The sequence below is a fragment of the Fluctibacter halophilus genome (genome assembly GCF_020687825.1).
GTDB lineage: Bacteria > Pseudomonadota > Gammaproteobacteria > Enterobacterales > Alteromonadaceae > Fluctibacter > Fluctibacter halophilus.
Genome location: NZ_JAJEWP010000002.1, coordinates 295,774 through 314,077, shown reverse-complemented (window position 1 = coordinate 314,077; position 18,304 = coordinate 295,774). Strand labels below are relative to the sequence as shown.

The window sequence follows — 18,304 nt, the reverse complement described above, 5'->3', positions numbered from 1 at the left end:
ATCCTTATAGACGTCTAAACGGCCGCAAGTCTACACGACCAGACGTTTATAATCCACTCACTTGGGAACGTGCTATACCGTGATCATGTCTTTGGTGAACGACATCACCGTGGATGCGGTGCGACGCGGTGCTTCCATCATCGGCATATGTCCCAGGTCTTCCCAGATGTAGCAGACGCCTCCGGTGGCCTCTTGCCAACGGGCGGCGGCGCTGACATGGATCAGCGCATCCTGCCCTCCCCACAGCACCAGTGTAGGCGTCTGAATGCTATCCAAAGCGTCACCGATGGCCGCGTCGGCGCGATGAAAGTCAGCAAAAATCTGCGCCAGCGCCGGTTTACGCTGCCGGTAATCAGCCGCCAATGCACGCACGACAGCGCCCGGAAGATACGGCGGACGGGCCATTGTCATGGCCAGAAAGCGACGAAAATCATCATCGCTGTCGATCAGAAATGGATTATTGCCAACCGCCAGCATTTGCTGCATTACACTGGGCTCAGGAGATCCCACACCGGCCGGATCCAATACCATCATCGCAGAAACCCGCTCTGGTGCCGCCGCACAGAGATGCGCTGCCAACAAGCCCCCCATCGAGTTGCCGATCACCATGAACTGCGAATGGCCAAGATGATCCATCAGGGCCAGCATACGTTGGGTCTGGGCCGGCATGCCGCAATCCCAATCCGAGGAATAACCGGTCGCGCCGTGGCCGGCAAGATCCGGGCAAACCAACTGGAAATGCGGTTGCAGGTAGCGGGCCATGGGTAGCCAGACCCGGTGATCGGCACTGAAACCGTGCAAACACAACAGCACCGGTTTATCACTTTGGGGTGACAACCATACATGGTGTTCAATCCCATCCAATGTGACCCGCGTCGGGCGTAGATCGGTTTTATTCAGTTCCGCACGATGACGCAATCGATACAACCAGCGGCCCAAGGGGACGCTGTAATGCCATGCGCCGATCAACAGAGCAACGATCAGAACGACAAAAAACGTGGTCAACATCAGGGTTTCTCCTTCAAGCCTGGGTGGTCGGTGGAAAATGCTGCGGTATCGCACACATCCTGCATTTCCCGTTGCATCAGCCGCACAATCCAGCGCAGCGGCAGCAGTTTACTGCCCCAATAGGTTTTTTTCGCCTGATGACCGAACACGATCCTGGGACGGTTAGCGGCCACGGCCGCCAGCACATGTCTGGCGATATCCATCGGATCGGTGATCAGAAATTTGTCCCGAAACGCGCGGCTGGCCTGCTTACGATTAATATTGGTGTTGATGCCGCCGGGATGAACAAGGTGTATTTGTGGCCCTGCCCCTAATTGCTGCATCTCAACCATCAGTGCTTCGGTATACCCCCTAAGGGCAAACTTGCTGGCACAATAGTCGGCAGACGTCGGTGCGCCGACAAAGCCAAAGATACTCGACACGTTAACGATTGCCGACCATGGCTGGGCCATGAGCTGTGGCAAAAATGCCCGGATGCCATGCACCGCACCGTAAAAGTTCACCGCCATGACCCGCTCCAGCGTGTCCGGCTCAATCTCCCATACCGGCGCTACTTCGCCTTCAATCCCGGCATTGTTGATCAAAACATGGGCGCCCCCCCACTGTTGCGCGACCTCTGCAGCCAGCTCGCTCCATGCCCTGGGATCACTTACATCCATGGGCTTTATCATGCAGCCAGCTTCACTCTCTTCACCCAGTAAACCCTGGGTATGCCGCAAACCCAAGGCATCGTTATCCACACAAACAACGTTGCATCCCGCTTCATGTAACAACTGGGCATACGCCCGCCCCATACCAGAGCCGGCGCCGGTAACAACGGCGACCAACCCGCTGAAGCGTAATTGCCAGGATGTGTTCATCAGGTCACCTCATGGTGTTGTGGTTTGAATCGGCGACACAGGCGACGAAACGTAAAACTAAACCCCGGAAACATGGCGATCACTTTGCCACTCTGGCTCTGATACCAACTGTGGCAACCACCGTTGTGCCACACCGTTCTCGCCATTTCCTGGTGGATGTTTTCGGTATAGTTGGCTTCAGCCTGCGCCGTCACCGCTATGGACCGGGCGGCCTTGTCCCGCACATGACGGATACAGTTCATGATGTAAAACATCTGCGATTCAATCATGAAAATCGCCGATGTGTGGCCAATGCCGGTGTTTGGTCCGGTGACCAGAAAGAAGTTAGGAAAACCGGGCACAGACGTCCCCTGATAGGCACGGGGAAAGTCCTGCCATACGGAAGACAATGTCACCCCCTGCTGACCAATCACCGGGTAGCTGATCACGCCATCCGTTGCGTCGTAACCGGTGGCGAACACCACCAAGTCCAGCGCCAACGTCTGCCCCTGGGCGGTAACAATGCCCTGCGGAGTAAAGTGCGCAACACCGTCGGATTTATCATGCAGGGTCACATTGTCCCGACACAGTGCCGGATAGAGGGTATTCGACAGCAGGATACGCTTGCAGCCGATGGTATAATCCGGGGTCAGGCTGGCGCGCAGCTGAGGATCACCTACCTGCTTCGCTAACAATGCACGGGCGGGCCGCTCTGCCAGCCACTTGAGTACCCTTTTCGAGTATTTGAACCCCAGAATGCGCAATTCCAGCGCCATGTACAACGCCCCGCGCAACCCCTTATACACCCAGGGCTTTCTCAACCAGCGACGCTGCCAGGGACGAAACGCCATGTCCTTGCGAGGCATTACCCAATGGGGCGTACGCTGGAAAACGTGCAGGTGTTCTACCTCTGGGGCTATGGCTGGGATCACCTGCGCGGCACTGGCGCCACTGCCAATAATGGCTACCCGCTTGCCACGATGATCATAGTCGTTATCCCAATCATTGGTGTGAAAGGTCTTGCCCTGATAGCTCGACAAGCCGGCAAAATCGGGGGTGACCGGTGTACTCAGAGGACCGGAGGCATTGATCACAAAGCGCCCGTGCAACACCCGTTCGCCATGATTAATCTCGACCCGCCATTGCTGCTCGTCTGCCAGCCAGCTCACCTGGGTGACTGTGCTGTTGGTGGACGTCTTCTGATGCAGGCCATAGCGCTGGTAAACATCATCGGTATAACGGGCCAGTTCATCTTGCTGAGCAAACATGCAGGACCAGTCATAGGGGGCAAAAGACAAGCTGTATAAGGGACTTTGCACATCCACCGCTGCGCCTGGATAACGGTTCTGTTTCCAGGTTCCGCCAATGAATGTCCGTCGTTCGAGAATGACAAAATCGTCAATCCCTTCGTTGATCAGATTGACGGCAGCGCTTTGCCCACCAAAGCCACTGCCGATGATGATCACCTGGAAAGTTTCTGTCACGTGCTACCGGGTATGTCCGTTACTCATTCCCTTACGTTACCCAGAAATCAGGTATTTGTAGACTGTTTTGTTGAAAAACTGTACGAAAGAATGGACTTAGCGTCGACGGGGGCGGGTGATACTGTCCCGCTCAATGATGTGCGGCGGCAACACATGTTCAAGCTCCAGGGTCTCTTTGCCATAGGCCCGGGCAAGGATCCAGCGAGCGGCCATCTGACCAATTTCGCGCATCGGATAGTTAACGGTCGTCAACTTCGGGGTCAGGTAACTGCTGAATTCGATGTTATCGAAGCCAATCACTGAGCAATTCTGCGGTACGTCGATACCTTCCTGACGTAGTGCTTCAATCGCGCCGGAAGCCATTTCATCGTTGGCACAGGCCACGGCGGTAAAGGCATCCAGGTGACCGACCAGCGACATCATGCCTTCAAACCCGGAATGGGCCTGGAAATCGCCTTCATAAAATAACGCCGGATTGAACATGATGCCGGCTTCTTCGAGGGCCTGTTTGTGCCCGGTCAGACGTTCACGGGCATCGGCCTTAAACAGCGAACCGGCGATGTAAGCGATGTCTTTATGGCCGGCATCCAACAGGGTTTTAGTGGCCAGGTAGCCGCCCTGCACGTTATCCAGGCTGATGCAATAGTCACCGATCTCCTCGATATAGCGGTTAACCACCACGAAGGGAACATCCTGTCGGGCAAGATCAATCAGATAACTGTCGCTGACCGCTTCAACGTGCAGGATCAAACCATCACAGCGTCGTCCCAGCAAGGCTTCAATTTCTTCCTGCTCAACCTTTTCATCACTGTGCCCGGTGGCAACAAACATGTGTTTGTTGGCATTGCGCAGCTCAGCTTCTGAGCCGGACATCATCGGCCCAAAGAAGGAACCATGCAGTTCAGGCACCACATAACCAATGGTATTGGTTTTGTTCGACGCCAGCGACGCCGCGATCACATTGTGGCGATAGCCCAATGTGCGCATCGCTTCCAGCACGAGGTTTCGGGTTTTCTCTTTCACGCTGTCGGCATTATTGATCACCCGCGACACAGTTGCCGAGGATACGCCTGCCAGTTCAGAGACCTGTTTGATGGTTGCCATTGACCTTTTTCACTTCTGTTATGAAGTTGCCTTTTGTACCTTTTTCAGCGCCATTCGTCACCCGCTAATTGCCAATTTTTCCTGCATCGCCAATACCTTGTCCCTTTTCAGGCGATAAAAGCACATGCACAGGGCAACGCCGATTGACGCCAACGCCGGGTAGACACTAAAAGACAGCAACAATCCCTGCAAGGTTTCCTGACTTTGCGCTTGCTCGGCCACATAACCGTACACACCCAATAACCAGCCTCCCAGGGCGCCGCCCAATGCCAGGCCGAACTTGATGAAAAACACTACCGAGGAATAAGTCACACCGGTCAGCCGCACACCGGTTTTGTAATGTCCGTAGTCAACGGTGTCAGCAATTTTGGCCCACAGTAGCGGCGTGGCCATTTGTATACTGAAGCACCACAAGAAATACAATCCAACCGCCAGGTAAAGCTGATCACCAGCAACCCAGTAGCTGGCCGCGGTCAGGACAGCGGCAAACACCTGTAGCATCTGGTAGGCCCTGACTTTACACATGCGCTGACTGAGGGGATGTGCCAGCGCACAACCGAGAATATTGCCCAGCATGCCGATGGTAATGATGGTGGTGACCAGATCGGGGCGCTGCAGATAGTATTTGATGTAGAAGATGGCCAGTGAGGTTTTCAGCACCATGCCGGTCAACAGCAGGATGGCCACCACACACAATACCCGCCACTGGTCGTTCTGCCACATGGCTTTGGCCTGCTCGACAAAAGAGGACTGGGTGGCTGTACTGGGCTTGACCCGCTCTTTAGTGCCGGCAAAACAGGCCAGAAACATGGCTACCCCCATGATGCTCATGACCACCATGGTCATCTGATACCCGTATGCCGCATCCCCGTTACCAAAATAATCCACCAGTGACAGGGTCAGCATACTGACAATCAACCCACCACTCATACCAAACACAAACCGGTAGCCCTGTATGGCCACCCTTTCATCCGGGTCGGGACTCAACACCCCGCCCAACGCAGAATAGGGAATATTGATTGCGGTGTACGCCAGCATTAACAAGGCATATGTCGCATAGGCATACAGCACTTTACCGTCCGGTGACAGGTCTGGCGTGGTAAACGCCAGAACACTACAAATGCCGAAGGGCACCGCCAGCCACAGCAGGTAGGGCCGATAAGCACCGTGACGGGTACGGGTGCGATCTGCCAATGCTCCCATCAGCGGGTCAGTGACCGCATCGAAAATTCGCACCACCAAAAACATGGTGCCAACCACGGCGGGCGACAGTCCGAAAATGTCGGTATAGAAGTAGGTCAGGAACAGCATGACCGTCTGGAAAATGATATTGCTGGCGGTGTCACCCAGTCCGTAGGCGACCTTTTCACGTACTGAAACCATGGCGTTAAGACCTGTTGCGTTGCGTCAACAAATGAGTCAGGGCTTGTGCGCTGCTTTTGAGTACCCGTTGTTGGGTATCAAAGTCAACGTACACAATGCCGAAGCGTTTTGCGTAGCCTTCGGCCCACTCGAAATTGTCCATCAGACTCCACACAAAGTAACCGCGAATGTCGACGCCGGCAAGAATTGCCTTCTCCACCGCCTCAAAATGGTGTTGCAGATAGCGACACCGCTGTTCATCAACGACCGCTCCGTCAACCAGCTCATCGTCTGTTGCGGCGCCATTTTCGGTGATCAACAACGGTGGCAAGCTGAACCGACTGTGCAACCGGGTTAACAGGTCGGTCAGGCCCTGTGAATACACTTCCCAACCCATGGCGGTGGTTTCTGCGCCGGTGGGCGGCCCTACTTCCATCGGTTCGCCCGCCGAATCCAGCGTACAACGCATACGGGTGTAGTAATTGATACCGATGAAATCCAGCGGTTGGGCAATGATCGCCATATCACCTTCTTCTATATCAGGGCGATCACAACTCGATAGCCGTTGCAGGTAGGCGGGGTACTTCCCCTCCAGCAATGGTTGGATATACCAGTGATTAAATTTCTCGTCGGCCAGCATGGCCGCCTGCCGGTCATCATCACAATCGGTGGCCGGATACGTGGGGGAAAAGTTTAAAACAATACCATGCTCGGCATTCGGTGCGGATTGCTTAAGCACCTGCATCGCCAGCCCGTGAGCCAGCAATAAATGATGCGCTGCCTGCCGGCCGCCTTTGATGCTGGCTTTACCCGGGGCGTGAATGCCGACTTCGTAGCCAAGATAAGCGCTGCAAAAGGGTTCATTCAGGGTGGCATAAGAATACACCCGATCACCAAAAGCTTCGGTGACGGCCCGCACATAGTCACGGAACCGATAGGCGGTTTCCCGACTCAACCAACCGCCTTGATCTTCAAGGTATGCCGGCAAGTCCCAGTGATACAAGGTGACATAGGCTTTGATGCCTCGCGCCGCCAGCGCATCCAGAATGTTGATATAGAAGGCGATGCCCTCAGGATTAAGGCTACCATCACGGTGCATGACCCGTCCCCAGGCCACCGAAAAGCGGTAAGCATCAACGCCCAAGCCAGCGATCAAATCGATATCCTGCTGCCAAAGCTCCACATGCTGACAGGCAACCAAACCATCGCTGGCATCTCGAATAGCACCTGGCTGGGCACAAAACCTGTCCCAAATACAAGGTTCTGCTTTGCCGGTTGCCCCCTCAATCTGAAAAGACGACGTAGCAACCCCCATGGTGAACCCGGGAGCGAGCAATGGCGACGTGTGTGCCAGGGAAAATTGGGTCATGATGTTTTGTGCCTGTTGCTAACCCGAGTACGACGGTCGGACCGGGGTTTTGGTGAACGTTACAAATACGCAAATGAAAGCGCTTACATGAGAGAGTAGAGGGATGTTAACCAAAGGTCAATAGGCAATTAACACAAGGTAAACACATCTTGCCTCGCAAAACTGTAAGCGCTTACAATGGTTGCATTTTTCACTGATGGATATCGACCACATGTTCACACGAACCTTGAGAATAGGCGCTCTGTTGACCAGCGTTTCACCATTGACGCTGCTACTATCACCTGCCCTGGCCAGCGCCCCGCAGTGGCAGCTTATCTGGCAGGATGAGTTTGATGGTCCCCACGTTGACGCAGCCCGCTGGTCCTATGAAGTGAACTGCTGGGGCGGCGGCAATAACGAGCGGCAATGCTACACCCCCAACAACGCCACAGTGGAAAACGGCGTATTGCATATCGAAGCGCGCAAGGAAACCTACACCGGACCGGTTGTGCACCGAGACAGCCCAGACTATCGCCTCGACAATGTCCGCACCCAATCCTATACCTCTGCACGCCTGCGCACCAAACACCTGGGAGACTGGCAATACGGACGGTTTGAGATCCGGGCCAAACTGCCTCAGGGTCAGGGCGTGTGGCCGGCGATTTGGATGCTACCCAGTGACAGCATTTACGGCCCTTGGGCTGCATCCGGCGAAATCGACATCATGGAAGCGGTCAACCTGGGGACACCCAGTGATGCAAAAGATGATGGCCAGGGGAAACCTGAGGTTCGGGTCCATGGCACATTGCACTATGGCGGCAAGGCACCGGACAATGTTTACACCGGCACCGGATACCGACTGCCCGACAATGCCAGCCCGGCAGATAACTTTCATGTCTATGCAATTGAGTGGCAGCAAGGCGAAATTCGCTGGTATGTGGACGATGTTCACTATGCCACACAAACCCAGGCCACCTGGTACAGCGAACCAACAACGGCCTACAAGCCGGGCCAGGACGCCCCGTTTGACCGCCCTTTCCACCTGATCCTCAACCTCGCCTTTGGCGGCGACTGGCCTGAGGCCACCAACCTGAATGGGGTTGACCCGACAGCCTTACCTGCGACGTTCAGCATTGATTATGTGCGGGTCTACCGGTGCTCTGATCCAAGCGACGGCGGTGCAGCCTGCGCCCAGCGCAGTCCACACGCGAAACGTGTAACCGAGGGGCCGGCAAATTGATGCTGGTTTGCCGAGGGCGGTTGCTTTCACCGCCCTTTGGCAGTTGAACGTTTAATTACCGTTGCTGGTCAACAATGCGCTTAAACATGTCTTTCGGCATGGCACCACATTTATAGACATCTTCGCAGGTTCTGCTTTTAATCCGGCTGCCCGTAGACGCAGAAACTATGCTGCCTGGCTGTTCACCCATTACCTCAATACCGACATCGAGCATGTCCGTCAGCGACATACCGTCCACAACGATGCGTTCAACATCATCATCAACTACTGCAGCATCAGCGTACGATGACACTGCGGCCACCTCTGTATTAGCAGGGCTTTTCATTCTTTGCTGCGCCAATGTTGCGGCTTCTGGGAAATAGGTTTCATTGAGCATCTTGCTGGATTGAATCGCAGCCAGGAGTGCATCAATCGAGGGGTGGTCGATGTCGATGGCTTTTACCAGCCATTCATCGGCTTGGGCCAGATCCTGAACACCATAGTCTTCAGTGGTCAGCACCTCGGCCATAAAATAAATCGCATCCGGATTATCCTCCAGTGCAGCGCGCTTCAAGTAACGCAACCCCCACACGGGATCATAGAGTGTTTCATTGGTCAGCAATAGCAGTCCTGCTTTCAGTGAGCCAACCGGATCCCGATACTTGGCCGCAGTGCGATAGGCCTTCAATGCCAGCTCGATGTCTTTCTCGGTGCCATAACCGTGCAGGTACATGTCACCCAGAACCGCGTTGGCTTCAGTGTGCTTGCGGGCCAGAATGTAATAGCGATCAAACTGCGCCTTACACTCGCTGGTTTGGCAGGCGGTCACGGTAAAACTCAAGTTACCTGCCCAGCCAGTCTTACTGGCCAACACGATAACGAGCCCTGCGAACAACGAAATAAAACGGCGGTGTGCCATACAGTTTCTCCCTGTCAGGTAAAATCCTTCAGATTACTGTAGCAACATCGTTGCGGCATTGTCCAATCGGCCATTTTTTTACGCCGGGCATTCTTTGTATGAAACGCCCCTCTTCAGCACCTCACGGTACCGCGCAACAGTGCCCTCAGGCAAACTGACGCAGCAGTACCTTCTGCGACGCAATCCGCCCCAGCAGATCTTTGTTGCTGTCGTGAGAAAGCTGACCCAGCGTACGACTCTTGTCGGCCAGGGTACTGATTTGCTCCACGTTGGCGGCGACATGACCTGCCATGGTGGTCTGTTGCTCCACCGCTGACGCAACGCTACGGTTCATATCAGCCAGACTGGAAACCTGCTGGCTGATGTGTTGCAGGCTGTCGCCGCTGGCACTGGCCATGCTGACACTGTCCTGCGACAACTGAGTGCCCCGCTGCATGGCTGCTACCGCAGTACTGGCGGTCTGAGTCAGTTCACTCAGCAACTTTGAAACCTGCTCGGTAGACTGCTGGGTGCGTCCCGCCAGAGAACGGACTTCATCCGCCACCACCGAGAAACCACGCCCTTGTTCACCGGCACGGGCCGCTTCAATCGCTGCGTTCAACGCCAGCAGGTTGGTTTGGTCAGCAATCGCATTGATTTCGCTGAGGATGTGCTGGATCTTGTCATTGCCTTCAGCCAGCAAATTGACTTCTTTGGTCGCCTGCTGCAACTGCTCATCCAACTGGCGGATGCTTTCGATGGTCGACTGCACTGCCTGGCTGCCATTCAGGGTTTGTTGCTCCGCGGCTTCTGCCGCCGTTGTGGCATCAACAACCACATCCGACAATGCACCAATGGTCGCGGAGAACTGGCTCATGGAGTTTGCGGCCTGCTCGGCTTCACCGGCCTGTTGGGTCAGCAACTCGGCAACCTCTTCACAGTGGGTTGCGCTTTGCTGAGCATTGTCGCTGACGCTGTCACTGACATCGTTGACCCGGCCTACCACGGCACGAATACGGGCTTGGTTCATGCTCAGGGCCAGGGTGATCTCGCCCAAGACATCGCGCTGTCCGGAATACAAGTAACTCATCATCGGGTTGTGGTAAACGCTGCGCGCCTTGTCGAGTACCTTGTGAAATGCACCCCGCCAACGCCACAACAGTGCGATTGTCACGCCCTGTACGACAGCCATTGATAGCATCCACCACACAGATGGACTCAGCACGCTGCCGACCAGACAAAGCAGGAACGATATCACCATCATCAGCAGGATCAGTGCGCTCTGGTCGCTGGACTTGCGGGTAGCAGGGGTGGACTTGTCGGCGCGGATATCACGGTATGCGTGCTCTGCGCGCTCAACCACGTCTCTGTCGGGCAAGGTACGAACCGACTGGTACTCGACGATCTTACCACTGGCGTCTTTGACCGGGGTTACAAAAGCATTCACCCAGTAATAGTCACCGTTTTTACAGCGGTTTTTCACCGGCCCCATCCAGGACATCCCCGAACGCAGGGTTTTCCACATGTCAGCGAATGCCGCTTTGGGCATATCAGGGTGGCGTACGAGGTTGTGGGGTTTGCCTGTCATTTCCTCCAGACTAAAGCCTGCAATGTCGCAGAAGTGCGCATTCGCGTACGTAATGTGACTGTCCAGGTCTGTGGTGGACAACAAAATCTGATCGGCGCCAAAAAGGACTTCTTTACCGGAAGACGTACTGCTCATAACCGCTCCAAAGCTGATGATTTTTTAATCAGGCGCTAGTGTATTCAGCGCCAGAAAATTCACTATTCAACTTTGGGATAATTTGTGTGCGATCTTCCGTCGCTCCCGGGCATATCGCAAAAAGCCCCGATGATTCGGGGCTTTTATTGATCAAACATGCATGCGCTGAGGCGGCGGCTCAGGCGCTCTTTTGCAGTTCAGCCAGTTTACCGACAAACTGTTGCAGGTATTGTTGATGGGCCGGTAACCCGGCCACCGTGTTGGCAACATTGGTTTCGATATGGCCGAGGAACTGGCGCAACTCCTGCTCGCTCATGGTGTCCACAATCGGGTGATAGCGCTCCGGTATCAGCCCCTGCCCAATCATGACCTGTTGCCACGAATCGTCGAACAGTTCGCTGCCTTCACGGAACACCCGACCGGTTTCACGAAACAGTTCGATCCGATGGGCCAGTGATTCGGGCATATCCAGATTACGACAGTGTTGCCAATAAGGGCTGTCGTGTCGGTTGGTGACCACGTAGTGCAGAATGATGAAGTCACGAATATGCTCGACGTCAAAATCGGTCTGACGGTTATATTCCAGCACGTCTGCCGGGCAAATGCCCTGGGTCGGAAACATCCGCAGCAGTCGCACGATACCCTGTTGGATCAAATGGATGCTGGTCGATTCCAGCGGCTCCAAAAAGCCACTGGCGAGGCCCAGGGCCACACAATTCTTGTTCCATTGCTTGCGCCGGCGACCGGTTTTGAACCGGATCAGACGGGGCTCTGTCAGGTGCTCCCCTTCCACGTTATCCAGCAGTCGCTGGCGGGCGGCATCATCGTCCAAATAGTGATGACTGTAAACCAGACCGTTACCAACCCGATGTTGCAATGGAATGCGCCATTGCCAGCCGGCATCATGGGCAATACTGCGGGTGTAGGCACGAGGCGGCTCCACCGCGGTGGTCTGCAGCGCCAATGCACTGTCATTGAGCAACCAGTGGGACCAGTCTTCGTAGCCGGTGTGCAGCGCTTGCTCAATCAACAGGCCCCGGAAGCCGGTGCAGTCAATAAACAAATCACCGTCAATGCGCTGGCCGTTGTCCAGCACCAAGTGATCGATGAACCCATCGCTGCTGCGGGTGTTGACCTGGGCAATCTTGCCTTCTACGCGCTGGCAACCGTGCTGTTCGGCAATCTTGCGCAGGAAGCCGGCGTATAGGCCAGCATCCATGTGAAATGCGTAGTTCAGGCCATTATTGGGTAGATGAGCAAAGCGACTGCTCACCGCCGCCTGATGCTCAAGGCAGTAGTCGCCAAAGGGCTTGCTGATCCCCATTTCACGACCTTTCAGCCAGAAGTGCTGGAAACCGGCCGCCCAACAGTCTTTGCCGGTAACACCAAAGGCATGCAGATAGTCTTCACCCACATCGCGCCAGTTCTCAAACTGAATACCCAGCTTGTAGGTGCCGTGGGTGGCGGCCATAAAATCACGTTCACTGATCCCCAGCAATTTATGGAAAAACACCAGGGTCGGAATGGTGGCTTCACCGACACCCACAGTGCCAATGTCATCGGATTCGATCAGGGTGATGTCGAGGTTCTTGCCCAACAGCTTGGCCATGGCGGCAGCCGCCATCCAACCGGCGGTGCCACCACCGGCAATCACGACACGTTTGATGGGTTGCATACTGAACCTCCTAACGCTGCTGTTTGCGCTTAATCAAATCGTTCAGGGCACTGTGCGACGCCATGATCATATGGATCGCCTGCCAGTAGCCCTGTTTGTGAAACGCCAACACCGTCTCATCGTCCAGTTCTGCCAACTTTTCTTCATTGATGGTCAGAAAGCCACTCAGACGGTGTGTCGCGCCCGTAGCATCGCTGATATCCAAAAAGAAACTTTCCAGCAGTCCCTTTTCCTCGAGCGCGGCACAGAAGGCCTTATTGTGGTGCTCGCCCTGATGGATGGCCTGCAGTACAGACGCGATATGATTGATGAAATCGCTGTTACCGCCGTGGGGTAAAAACACCGCCTCCCCCTGGGTGTCGTTGACCCGCGGACTGTCCATATCAACATAGATGGCGAGCTGCTCGCTCTCACCCTGTTGTGGGCCAATCAAAAAGGGTTGACGCTGGATCATCAATGGTTTGTAGCTGGCCTCCCAGCCATCATCGGTCAGGAACAGGTTTTCACCGTGCTCGAAGCCGAACAGGCACACGCTGGCCATTTGGCCATCTTCCCGGGCCTGAAAGAAAATTGGATAGTGGGCCTGCACGTTACGGAACTCGGCGGGATACACCATGCAGGACATGACGGCATCACCGTATGCCTCGGGCAACTGTTTGCCATGACGGGTGTCAATTTTCAGCGCCTGATGATCGATGTTGTTTAAAAGGGCATGGTTACTCATGACAACTCCCTGATGCCTGAAGGGTCTATTGAGCTTTCAGCCTAATCGATAAACCCCTAAACAGGCAAGGCAGACAACCCAGTTCAGGCCACCTGCCTGTAAAGAAAAGCCGCTACACAAGGTAGCGGCACACACACATGGTCACAGGAGTGACACACTAGAACTTATAACGAAGTCCAACGTTGTAACGCGCGCCGGTCTGGATAGCTGCGGTTACCATGTTGGGGTGGCGACCGTGCTGACGCTTGTTTTCATCAGTCACGTTGATGCCTTCAATAAAGAAGCTCAGGTTGTCGCTGTACTCGTAGCTCGCATTAATATCAATCTGTGAGTACGCCTCGGTATAAATCGGGTTTTGTTCGCCATTACCGTCGATGGGGGTAACGAAGAACTTGTCACGCCAGTTGTATGCGATACGTACCTGGATGCCATCTTTGTCGTAAAACGCGACCAGGTTAGCGGTGTCGCTCAGGCCAGTAAGAACAAATTGCTCGCCATCGGCATCTTCACCTTTGTTGGTATCGTAGTCATCGTACGCCAAGTCTCCATCCACATAAGTGTAGTTAAAGATGGCGCCGAAACCGGTATCACCGAACAGGTGCTGTACCGCAAATTCCCACCCATCAATGGACGCATCGCGTTCGTTAACCGGCGACAGAATGGTGAATACCGCAGCTGCATCCTGGCCAGGAATACCGACGATGTCGCCGTTGGCGTCAACATAACCCTGGTCTAGGAAATATTGACGAATATCCGCCATATCGTCACCTACCGCGGCCTGCGCTTCTTCAAAGCGGGGACCTTGTGCAGGATGCGCCAGGTCAAACACGGTCTCTTGCGTTACCTGCTGAGCAATGAAGTTCTTAACGTCTTTGGCATAGTAGCCCAAGGATACGTAGCTGCCTTCTTCGTAGTACCACTCGGCAGAGAAGTCCCAGTTAGTCGATTCGAACGGCTTCAGGTTAGGGTTGCCAGAGTTACCCGTACCGCCGTTAAAGCGCAGCAACTGGTTGATGGTCTGGCCGCCCTGAATGTCCTGATAGCTTGGACGGGTGATCGACTTGCTGTAAGACGCCCGCAGTAACACGTCATCGGTCGGCTCAATGTTGAAGTCGATGCTGGGCAACCAGTGATCATATTCACCTTTCAGCTCAGTAAAACCTTCACCACTGCTGACTGCACTGAATTCGTTCGCGCCCGCCCAGACAATTTTGTCATACAACGGCACCAATGCAGCAGATTCAACTTCGGTATCTTCATAGCGCATACCGAGGGTCAGGTTATACGGCATGTCGTTGATATCGTTGCGGATATTGACCTGAGCATAAACACTCAACTGGCTTTCTTTGGTACGGCGGTCAGTGCTGTAGTTCGGGTCAGCACACAGAACCGTGCCGCACGGGCTGATGGTTTCACCGTTAGCCTGGGCAATACCGGAAATGGCATCAATCAAGTCCTGCAAACTGGTGGAATAGTAGTAGGGTTCCAGATTCGGGTTATTGTGTGCACTGAAGTTATCAAACTGGCTTGGCAAATCTTCCTGCACATAGATGCTGTCATCATAGTCAGCCGGCGTACCATAACCGCCCCAGGTATCACGTTGGGCGTTGGAGAACGCGGAACGTGCTTTCACCTCGGTTGAAGCCAGACCAAAATCGATACTGTTAACGATACCTTCATCAAACACATAGGTACCGTGCAATTGGGCCTGATCAATTTCCGTTTTCATGTAACTGTTACGGAACGCACTACCGGAAGACGACATCAACGCCGGATCGAGCGCACCACCGCCTTCGAGAGTGAAATCCATCACGGGTAAATCACTGGAATAATCTACGGTGGTCAGTACGCGACCAAATTGCACCGCGCTGATCACGTTGTTGCTGCCACGGGCCAGATCCTTAGGACCAGCTTCCGCTTCAGAGCTGTGGTAATCAAATTCCAGGCTCAGCGCATCGGTTGCCTGCCATTCCAGGTTAAACGCAATAGAGTTGTTTTCGTTCACAGTGCCGTAATCACTGGTACCCAAGCCGACGTCACAGCAGGTCGCGTCTGTGTAGATCACCGGGCCGACCACGGAACCTTCGGTATTGGTACCCTGGGTGTATTCACCGGATACTGGAACACCGTTAAACCAGGTAGACAGTTCCTGACGGCGTTGCTCCACTTCCAGTTCGGAGTAGATATATTCCAGTGTCGCCGTCACATCATCGTTCGGTGCATATTGCAGCACCAACTGACCATTGGTCCGGGTACGTTCAATCTCGTTAAAGTTGTACAACAGGTTACGAGGTACCGCATATACATCGTTTTCCTGTGGACGGTTGACAAAACTTCCGTCAGTAGGCAGTGAACCCCAATCACCGTTAGTACCCTTAATGGTGTACCAACCACTGGAGGTTTCCGCTGCGCTGTAGCCGCTGTCCCGTTCCTGAACACTGGCAATGATAGCAATACCAAACTTGCCGTCTTCAGAGGTGTTGCTGTAAATACCCGAAATTTCTGGCGTTAATGTCGATCCTTCATCGGTAGAGGTATCGTACACACCTTTCACACCGACATTCGCAATCAGGCCGGGATTTTTCAACGGGCGGGCAGTCAGAATATTAATGGTAGAACCGATACCACCGGTCGGCTGCGCCGCACGGCTGGTTTTATACACTTCAACCCCGGCAACGCCTTCGGAAGCCAGGTTAGCAAAATCAAATGATCGAGAAGAGGATGCGCTTGTTGCCTCGATGCTGGCACCCGGCATCTGACGACCGTTCAGGGTGACCAGGTTGAAATCAGGGCCAAAGCCACGCACGGTAACTTTGCTGCCTTCACCGTTTTCGCGGTCAATCGACACACCGGTGATACGCTGCAAGGATTCGGCAAGGTTGGTATCAGGAAACTTACCGATGTCTTCGGCTGAAATGCCGTCAACGACACCGTCGGCGTCACGTTTCATGTCCATCGCACGGATCAGACTGCTGCGGATACCAGAAACCTGAATCACTTCAAAGTCGTCTTTTGGTTTGTCGGCAGTGTCAGCTTCCTGCGCCATCAATGGGCTGGAGCTCATTGCGCCCAACACAAGCGACAGGCTGGTGGCCAATCGTGTGCGGTGAAATATTTTCGTTGTCATATGTGTCCCCTGAGATGCCTGTCTGGCAACAATTTCAATTTTGACGGGCAATCATCGTTTCACGATTGCACGCTCACCCCAGTGTCTTCACCGTGCGCGCATCAGTTGTGTTCAGTGACTGATAAGCGCGCCAGGCAGTCCTTTTATCAAGGCCGACCGACAGCATGTACTTCCTGAAAGCATAGGTAATTTTACTTACCTCGCCACTTTCATCACCGTCGCGTTTGGGCGTGGTCTAATATGTAAGCGCTTTCTGTAAGCGCTTACATTTTTGTAACTGTAATCATTTTTTAATGTAATGCAAGTGTTTTTATTTTGTTAACGACGAAAAAATGCTGGCGTTTAAGACCATGTGTTAATAAGTGTCTGGCAGTACAGTAGAAAAACAACAAGGACGACCTTGAATGCCAACCCCTGTATGCATTACATCCCATTTAGGTAATAATGGGAGACCAAGTATAACGCAGAATGTAAGCGTTTACATTGCGTTTTTTTACGCCTATACTGCCGACACATTTTGTTCACAAATGGCCTTTGCCTACACAAACCGGGAACACGTATGCAAACTCAATCTTCTCCCTCAACACCGCCACATGGCCACAAATTCGCCATGACAGCACTGACGTCATTGTTTTTCATGTGGGGCTTTATCACCGCATTAAACGATGTCCTGATCCCGCACTTAAAAGCGGTGTTTGATTTGAATTACACCCAGGCAATGTTGGTGCAGTTTTGTTTCTTTGGGGCTTATTTCCTGATTTCTGTACCTGCCGGCCGTTTGGTGAACCGAATGGGTTATCAACGAGGCATTGGTGTCGGTCTCATCACGGCCGCTGTCGGGTGTTTGCTGTTTATACCGTCTTCCTACACCGAAGTGTATGTGATGTTTCTCGGCGGACTGTTTGTGTTAGCCAGCGGGATCACCATTTTACAAGTGGCCGCCAATCCGCTGGTCACTGTGATTGGTAACCCGGCGACGGCTTCCAGTCGCCTGACCATGACCCAGGCATTTAACTCTCTGGGTACAACCGTAGCACCTATCCTTGGCGGCTATGTCTTGTTCAGCGAGCACGCCGATGTCAGTGCCGATGCCGTCAACATGCCGTATTTCGTGCTCGCCGTCGTGCTGGTGCTGATTGCCTTTGTGTTTATGAAAATCCAGTTGCCGAAGCCTAACTACGAAGCCCACCCTGTTGACGCGCTACCCAGCGGCAGCGTGCTGAAACATCGCCATCTGGTACTGGGTGCACTGGGCATTTTCCTGTACGTGGGCGCCGAAGTCTCCATCGGCAGTTTCCTGATCAACTTCCTCGGAGAAGAACACATCATGGCCATGCCAGAAGCGGTGGCCGCCAATTACATCGCTTATTACTGGGGCGGTGCAATGGTTGGCCGCTTCATTGGCGCGGTTCTGATGCAGAAAATTCGTCCGGGTCTGTTACTGGGGGTCAACAGCCTGCTATCGGTGACGTTGATCGGCATTGCAATCAGCAGCGAAGGTGCTGTTGCCATGTGGGCAATTCTGGCGGTCGGTTTGTGTAATTCGATCATGTTCCCGACCATCTTTTCCCTGGCCCTGAGCGGTCTGGGTCACCAAAGTAGTCAGGGGTCCGGTATCTTGTGTCTGGCCATCGTCGGTGGCGCAATCGTGCCGGTATTGCAAGGGTTACTGGCCGACAGTATGGGCCTGCAGATTTCATTTATTCTGCCGTTGCTGTGCTACGTCTATATCGGCTTTTACGGTATTAAAGGCAGCCAGCCCGTTCACCAGTCGTCACCCGCGACCGCATAAG

General features: G+C 54.0%; 13 protein-coding genes. 2 read left to right on the top strand and 11 right to left on the bottom strand.

The features are described 5' to 3' along the window. Nucleotides 1–72: 72 nt before the first annotated feature. From LJ739_RS10130 to LJ739_RS10105, 6 genes are all read right to left on the bottom strand, one after another. On the bottom strand, nucleotides 73–1,008 hold the full coding sequence (locus tag LJ739_RS10130; protein ID WP_229160102.1) for an alpha/beta fold hydrolase: 936 nt from the start codon (nucleotides 1,006–1,008) through the stop codon (nucleotides 73–75). Then, nucleotides 1,008–1,868: an SDR family NAD(P)-dependent oxidoreductase gene (locus tag LJ739_RS10125; RefSeq protein WP_229160099.1), complete on the bottom strand. Its 861-nt coding sequence runs from the start codon at nucleotides 1,866–1,868 to the stop codon at nucleotides 1,008–1,010. Before LJ739_RS10125 ends, LJ739_RS10130 begins: the two co-directional genes overlap by 1 nt. Next, nucleotides 1,868–3,331, bottom strand: a complete 1,464-nt coding sequence (locus tag LJ739_RS10120; RefSeq protein ID WP_229160097.1) for a flavin-containing monooxygenase — start codon at nucleotides 3,329–3,331, stop codon at nucleotides 1,868–1,870. The genes LJ739_RS10125 and LJ739_RS10120 overlap by 1 nt, the downstream gene beginning before the upstream one ends. A 96-nt stretch (nucleotides 3,332–3,427) precedes the next feature. Beyond that, nucleotides 3,428–4,435: a LacI family DNA-binding transcriptional regulator gene (locus tag LJ739_RS10115; protein ID WP_229160096.1), complete on the bottom strand. Its 1,008-nt coding sequence runs from the start codon at nucleotides 4,433–4,435 to the stop codon at nucleotides 3,428–3,430. A 57-nt stretch (nucleotides 4,436–4,492) separates the two neighbouring features. Continuing rightward, on the bottom strand, nucleotides 4,493–5,818 hold the full coding sequence (locus tag LJ739_RS10110) for a glycoside-pentoside-hexuronide (GPH):cation symporter (protein ID WP_229160094.1): 1,326 nt from the start codon (nucleotides 5,816–5,818) through the stop codon (nucleotides 4,493–4,495). 4 nt (nucleotides 5,819–5,822) lie between these two features. Next, nucleotides 5,823–7,166 carry a GH1 family beta-glucosidase gene (locus LJ739_RS10105; protein WP_229160093.1) on the bottom strand — a complete coding sequence of 448 codons (1,344 nt, stop codon included), beginning with the start codon at nucleotides 7,164–7,166 and terminating at the stop codon, nucleotides 5,823–5,825. A 211-nt stretch (nucleotides 7,167–7,377) separates the two neighbouring features. Here LJ739_RS10105 and LJ739_RS10100 point away from each other — a divergent pair, with 211 nt between their 5' ends. Then, the gene (locus LJ739_RS10100; protein WP_229160092.1) at nucleotides 7,378–8,385 is read left to right on the top strand and encodes a glycoside hydrolase family 16 protein; all 1,008 of its coding nucleotides are present in this window, start codon (nucleotides 7,378–7,380) and stop codon (nucleotides 8,383–8,385) included. A gap of 55 nt (nucleotides 8,386–8,440) precedes the next feature. Here LJ739_RS10100 and LJ739_RS10095 read toward each other — a convergent pair whose 3' ends face one another. The 5 genes from LJ739_RS10095 to LJ739_RS10075 all read right to left on the bottom strand — a co-directional run bounded on the left by LJ739_RS10095 (nucleotide 8,441) and on the right by LJ739_RS10075 (nucleotide 16,511). Beyond that, nucleotides 8,441–9,283 carry a tetratricopeptide repeat protein gene (locus LJ739_RS10095; RefSeq protein WP_229160091.1) on the bottom strand — a complete coding sequence of 281 codons (843 nt, stop codon included), beginning with the start codon at nucleotides 9,281–9,283 and terminating at the stop codon, nucleotides 8,441–8,443. A gap of 145 nt (nucleotides 9,284–9,428) precedes the next feature. Then, complete coding sequence (locus LJ739_RS10090) at nucleotides 9,429–10,985, bottom strand: methyl-accepting chemotaxis protein (RefSeq protein WP_229160090.1); 1,557 nt, start codon at nucleotides 10,983–10,985, stop codon at nucleotides 9,429–9,431. Nucleotides 10,986–11,163: 178 nt separating this feature from the next. Continuing rightward, the gene (locus tag LJ739_RS10085; protein WP_229160089.1) at nucleotides 11,164–12,660 is read right to left on the bottom strand and encodes a tryptophan halogenase family protein; all 1,497 of its coding nucleotides are present in this window, start codon (nucleotides 12,658–12,660) and stop codon (nucleotides 11,164–11,166) included. A gap of 10 nt (nucleotides 12,661–12,670) precedes the next feature. Further along, nucleotides 12,671–13,384, bottom strand: a complete 714-nt coding sequence (locus LJ739_RS10080; protein WP_229160088.1) for a SapC family protein — start codon at nucleotides 13,382–13,384, stop codon at nucleotides 12,671–12,673. Nucleotides 13,385–13,541: 157 nt separating this feature from the next. Beyond that, a complete protein-coding gene (locus LJ739_RS10075; RefSeq protein WP_229160086.1) occupies nucleotides 13,542–16,511 on the bottom strand; it encodes a TonB-dependent receptor in 2,970 nt (989 codons plus the stop codon). A 559-nt stretch (nucleotides 16,512–17,070) separates the two neighbouring features. On the opposite strand from LJ739_RS10075, the gene LJ739_RS10070 reads away from it, so the two are divergent. Further along, a complete protein-coding gene (locus LJ739_RS10070; protein ID WP_229160084.1) occupies nucleotides 17,071–18,303 on the top strand; it encodes a sugar MFS transporter in 1,233 nt (410 codons plus the stop codon). Nucleotide 18,304 lies beyond the last annotated feature (1 nt).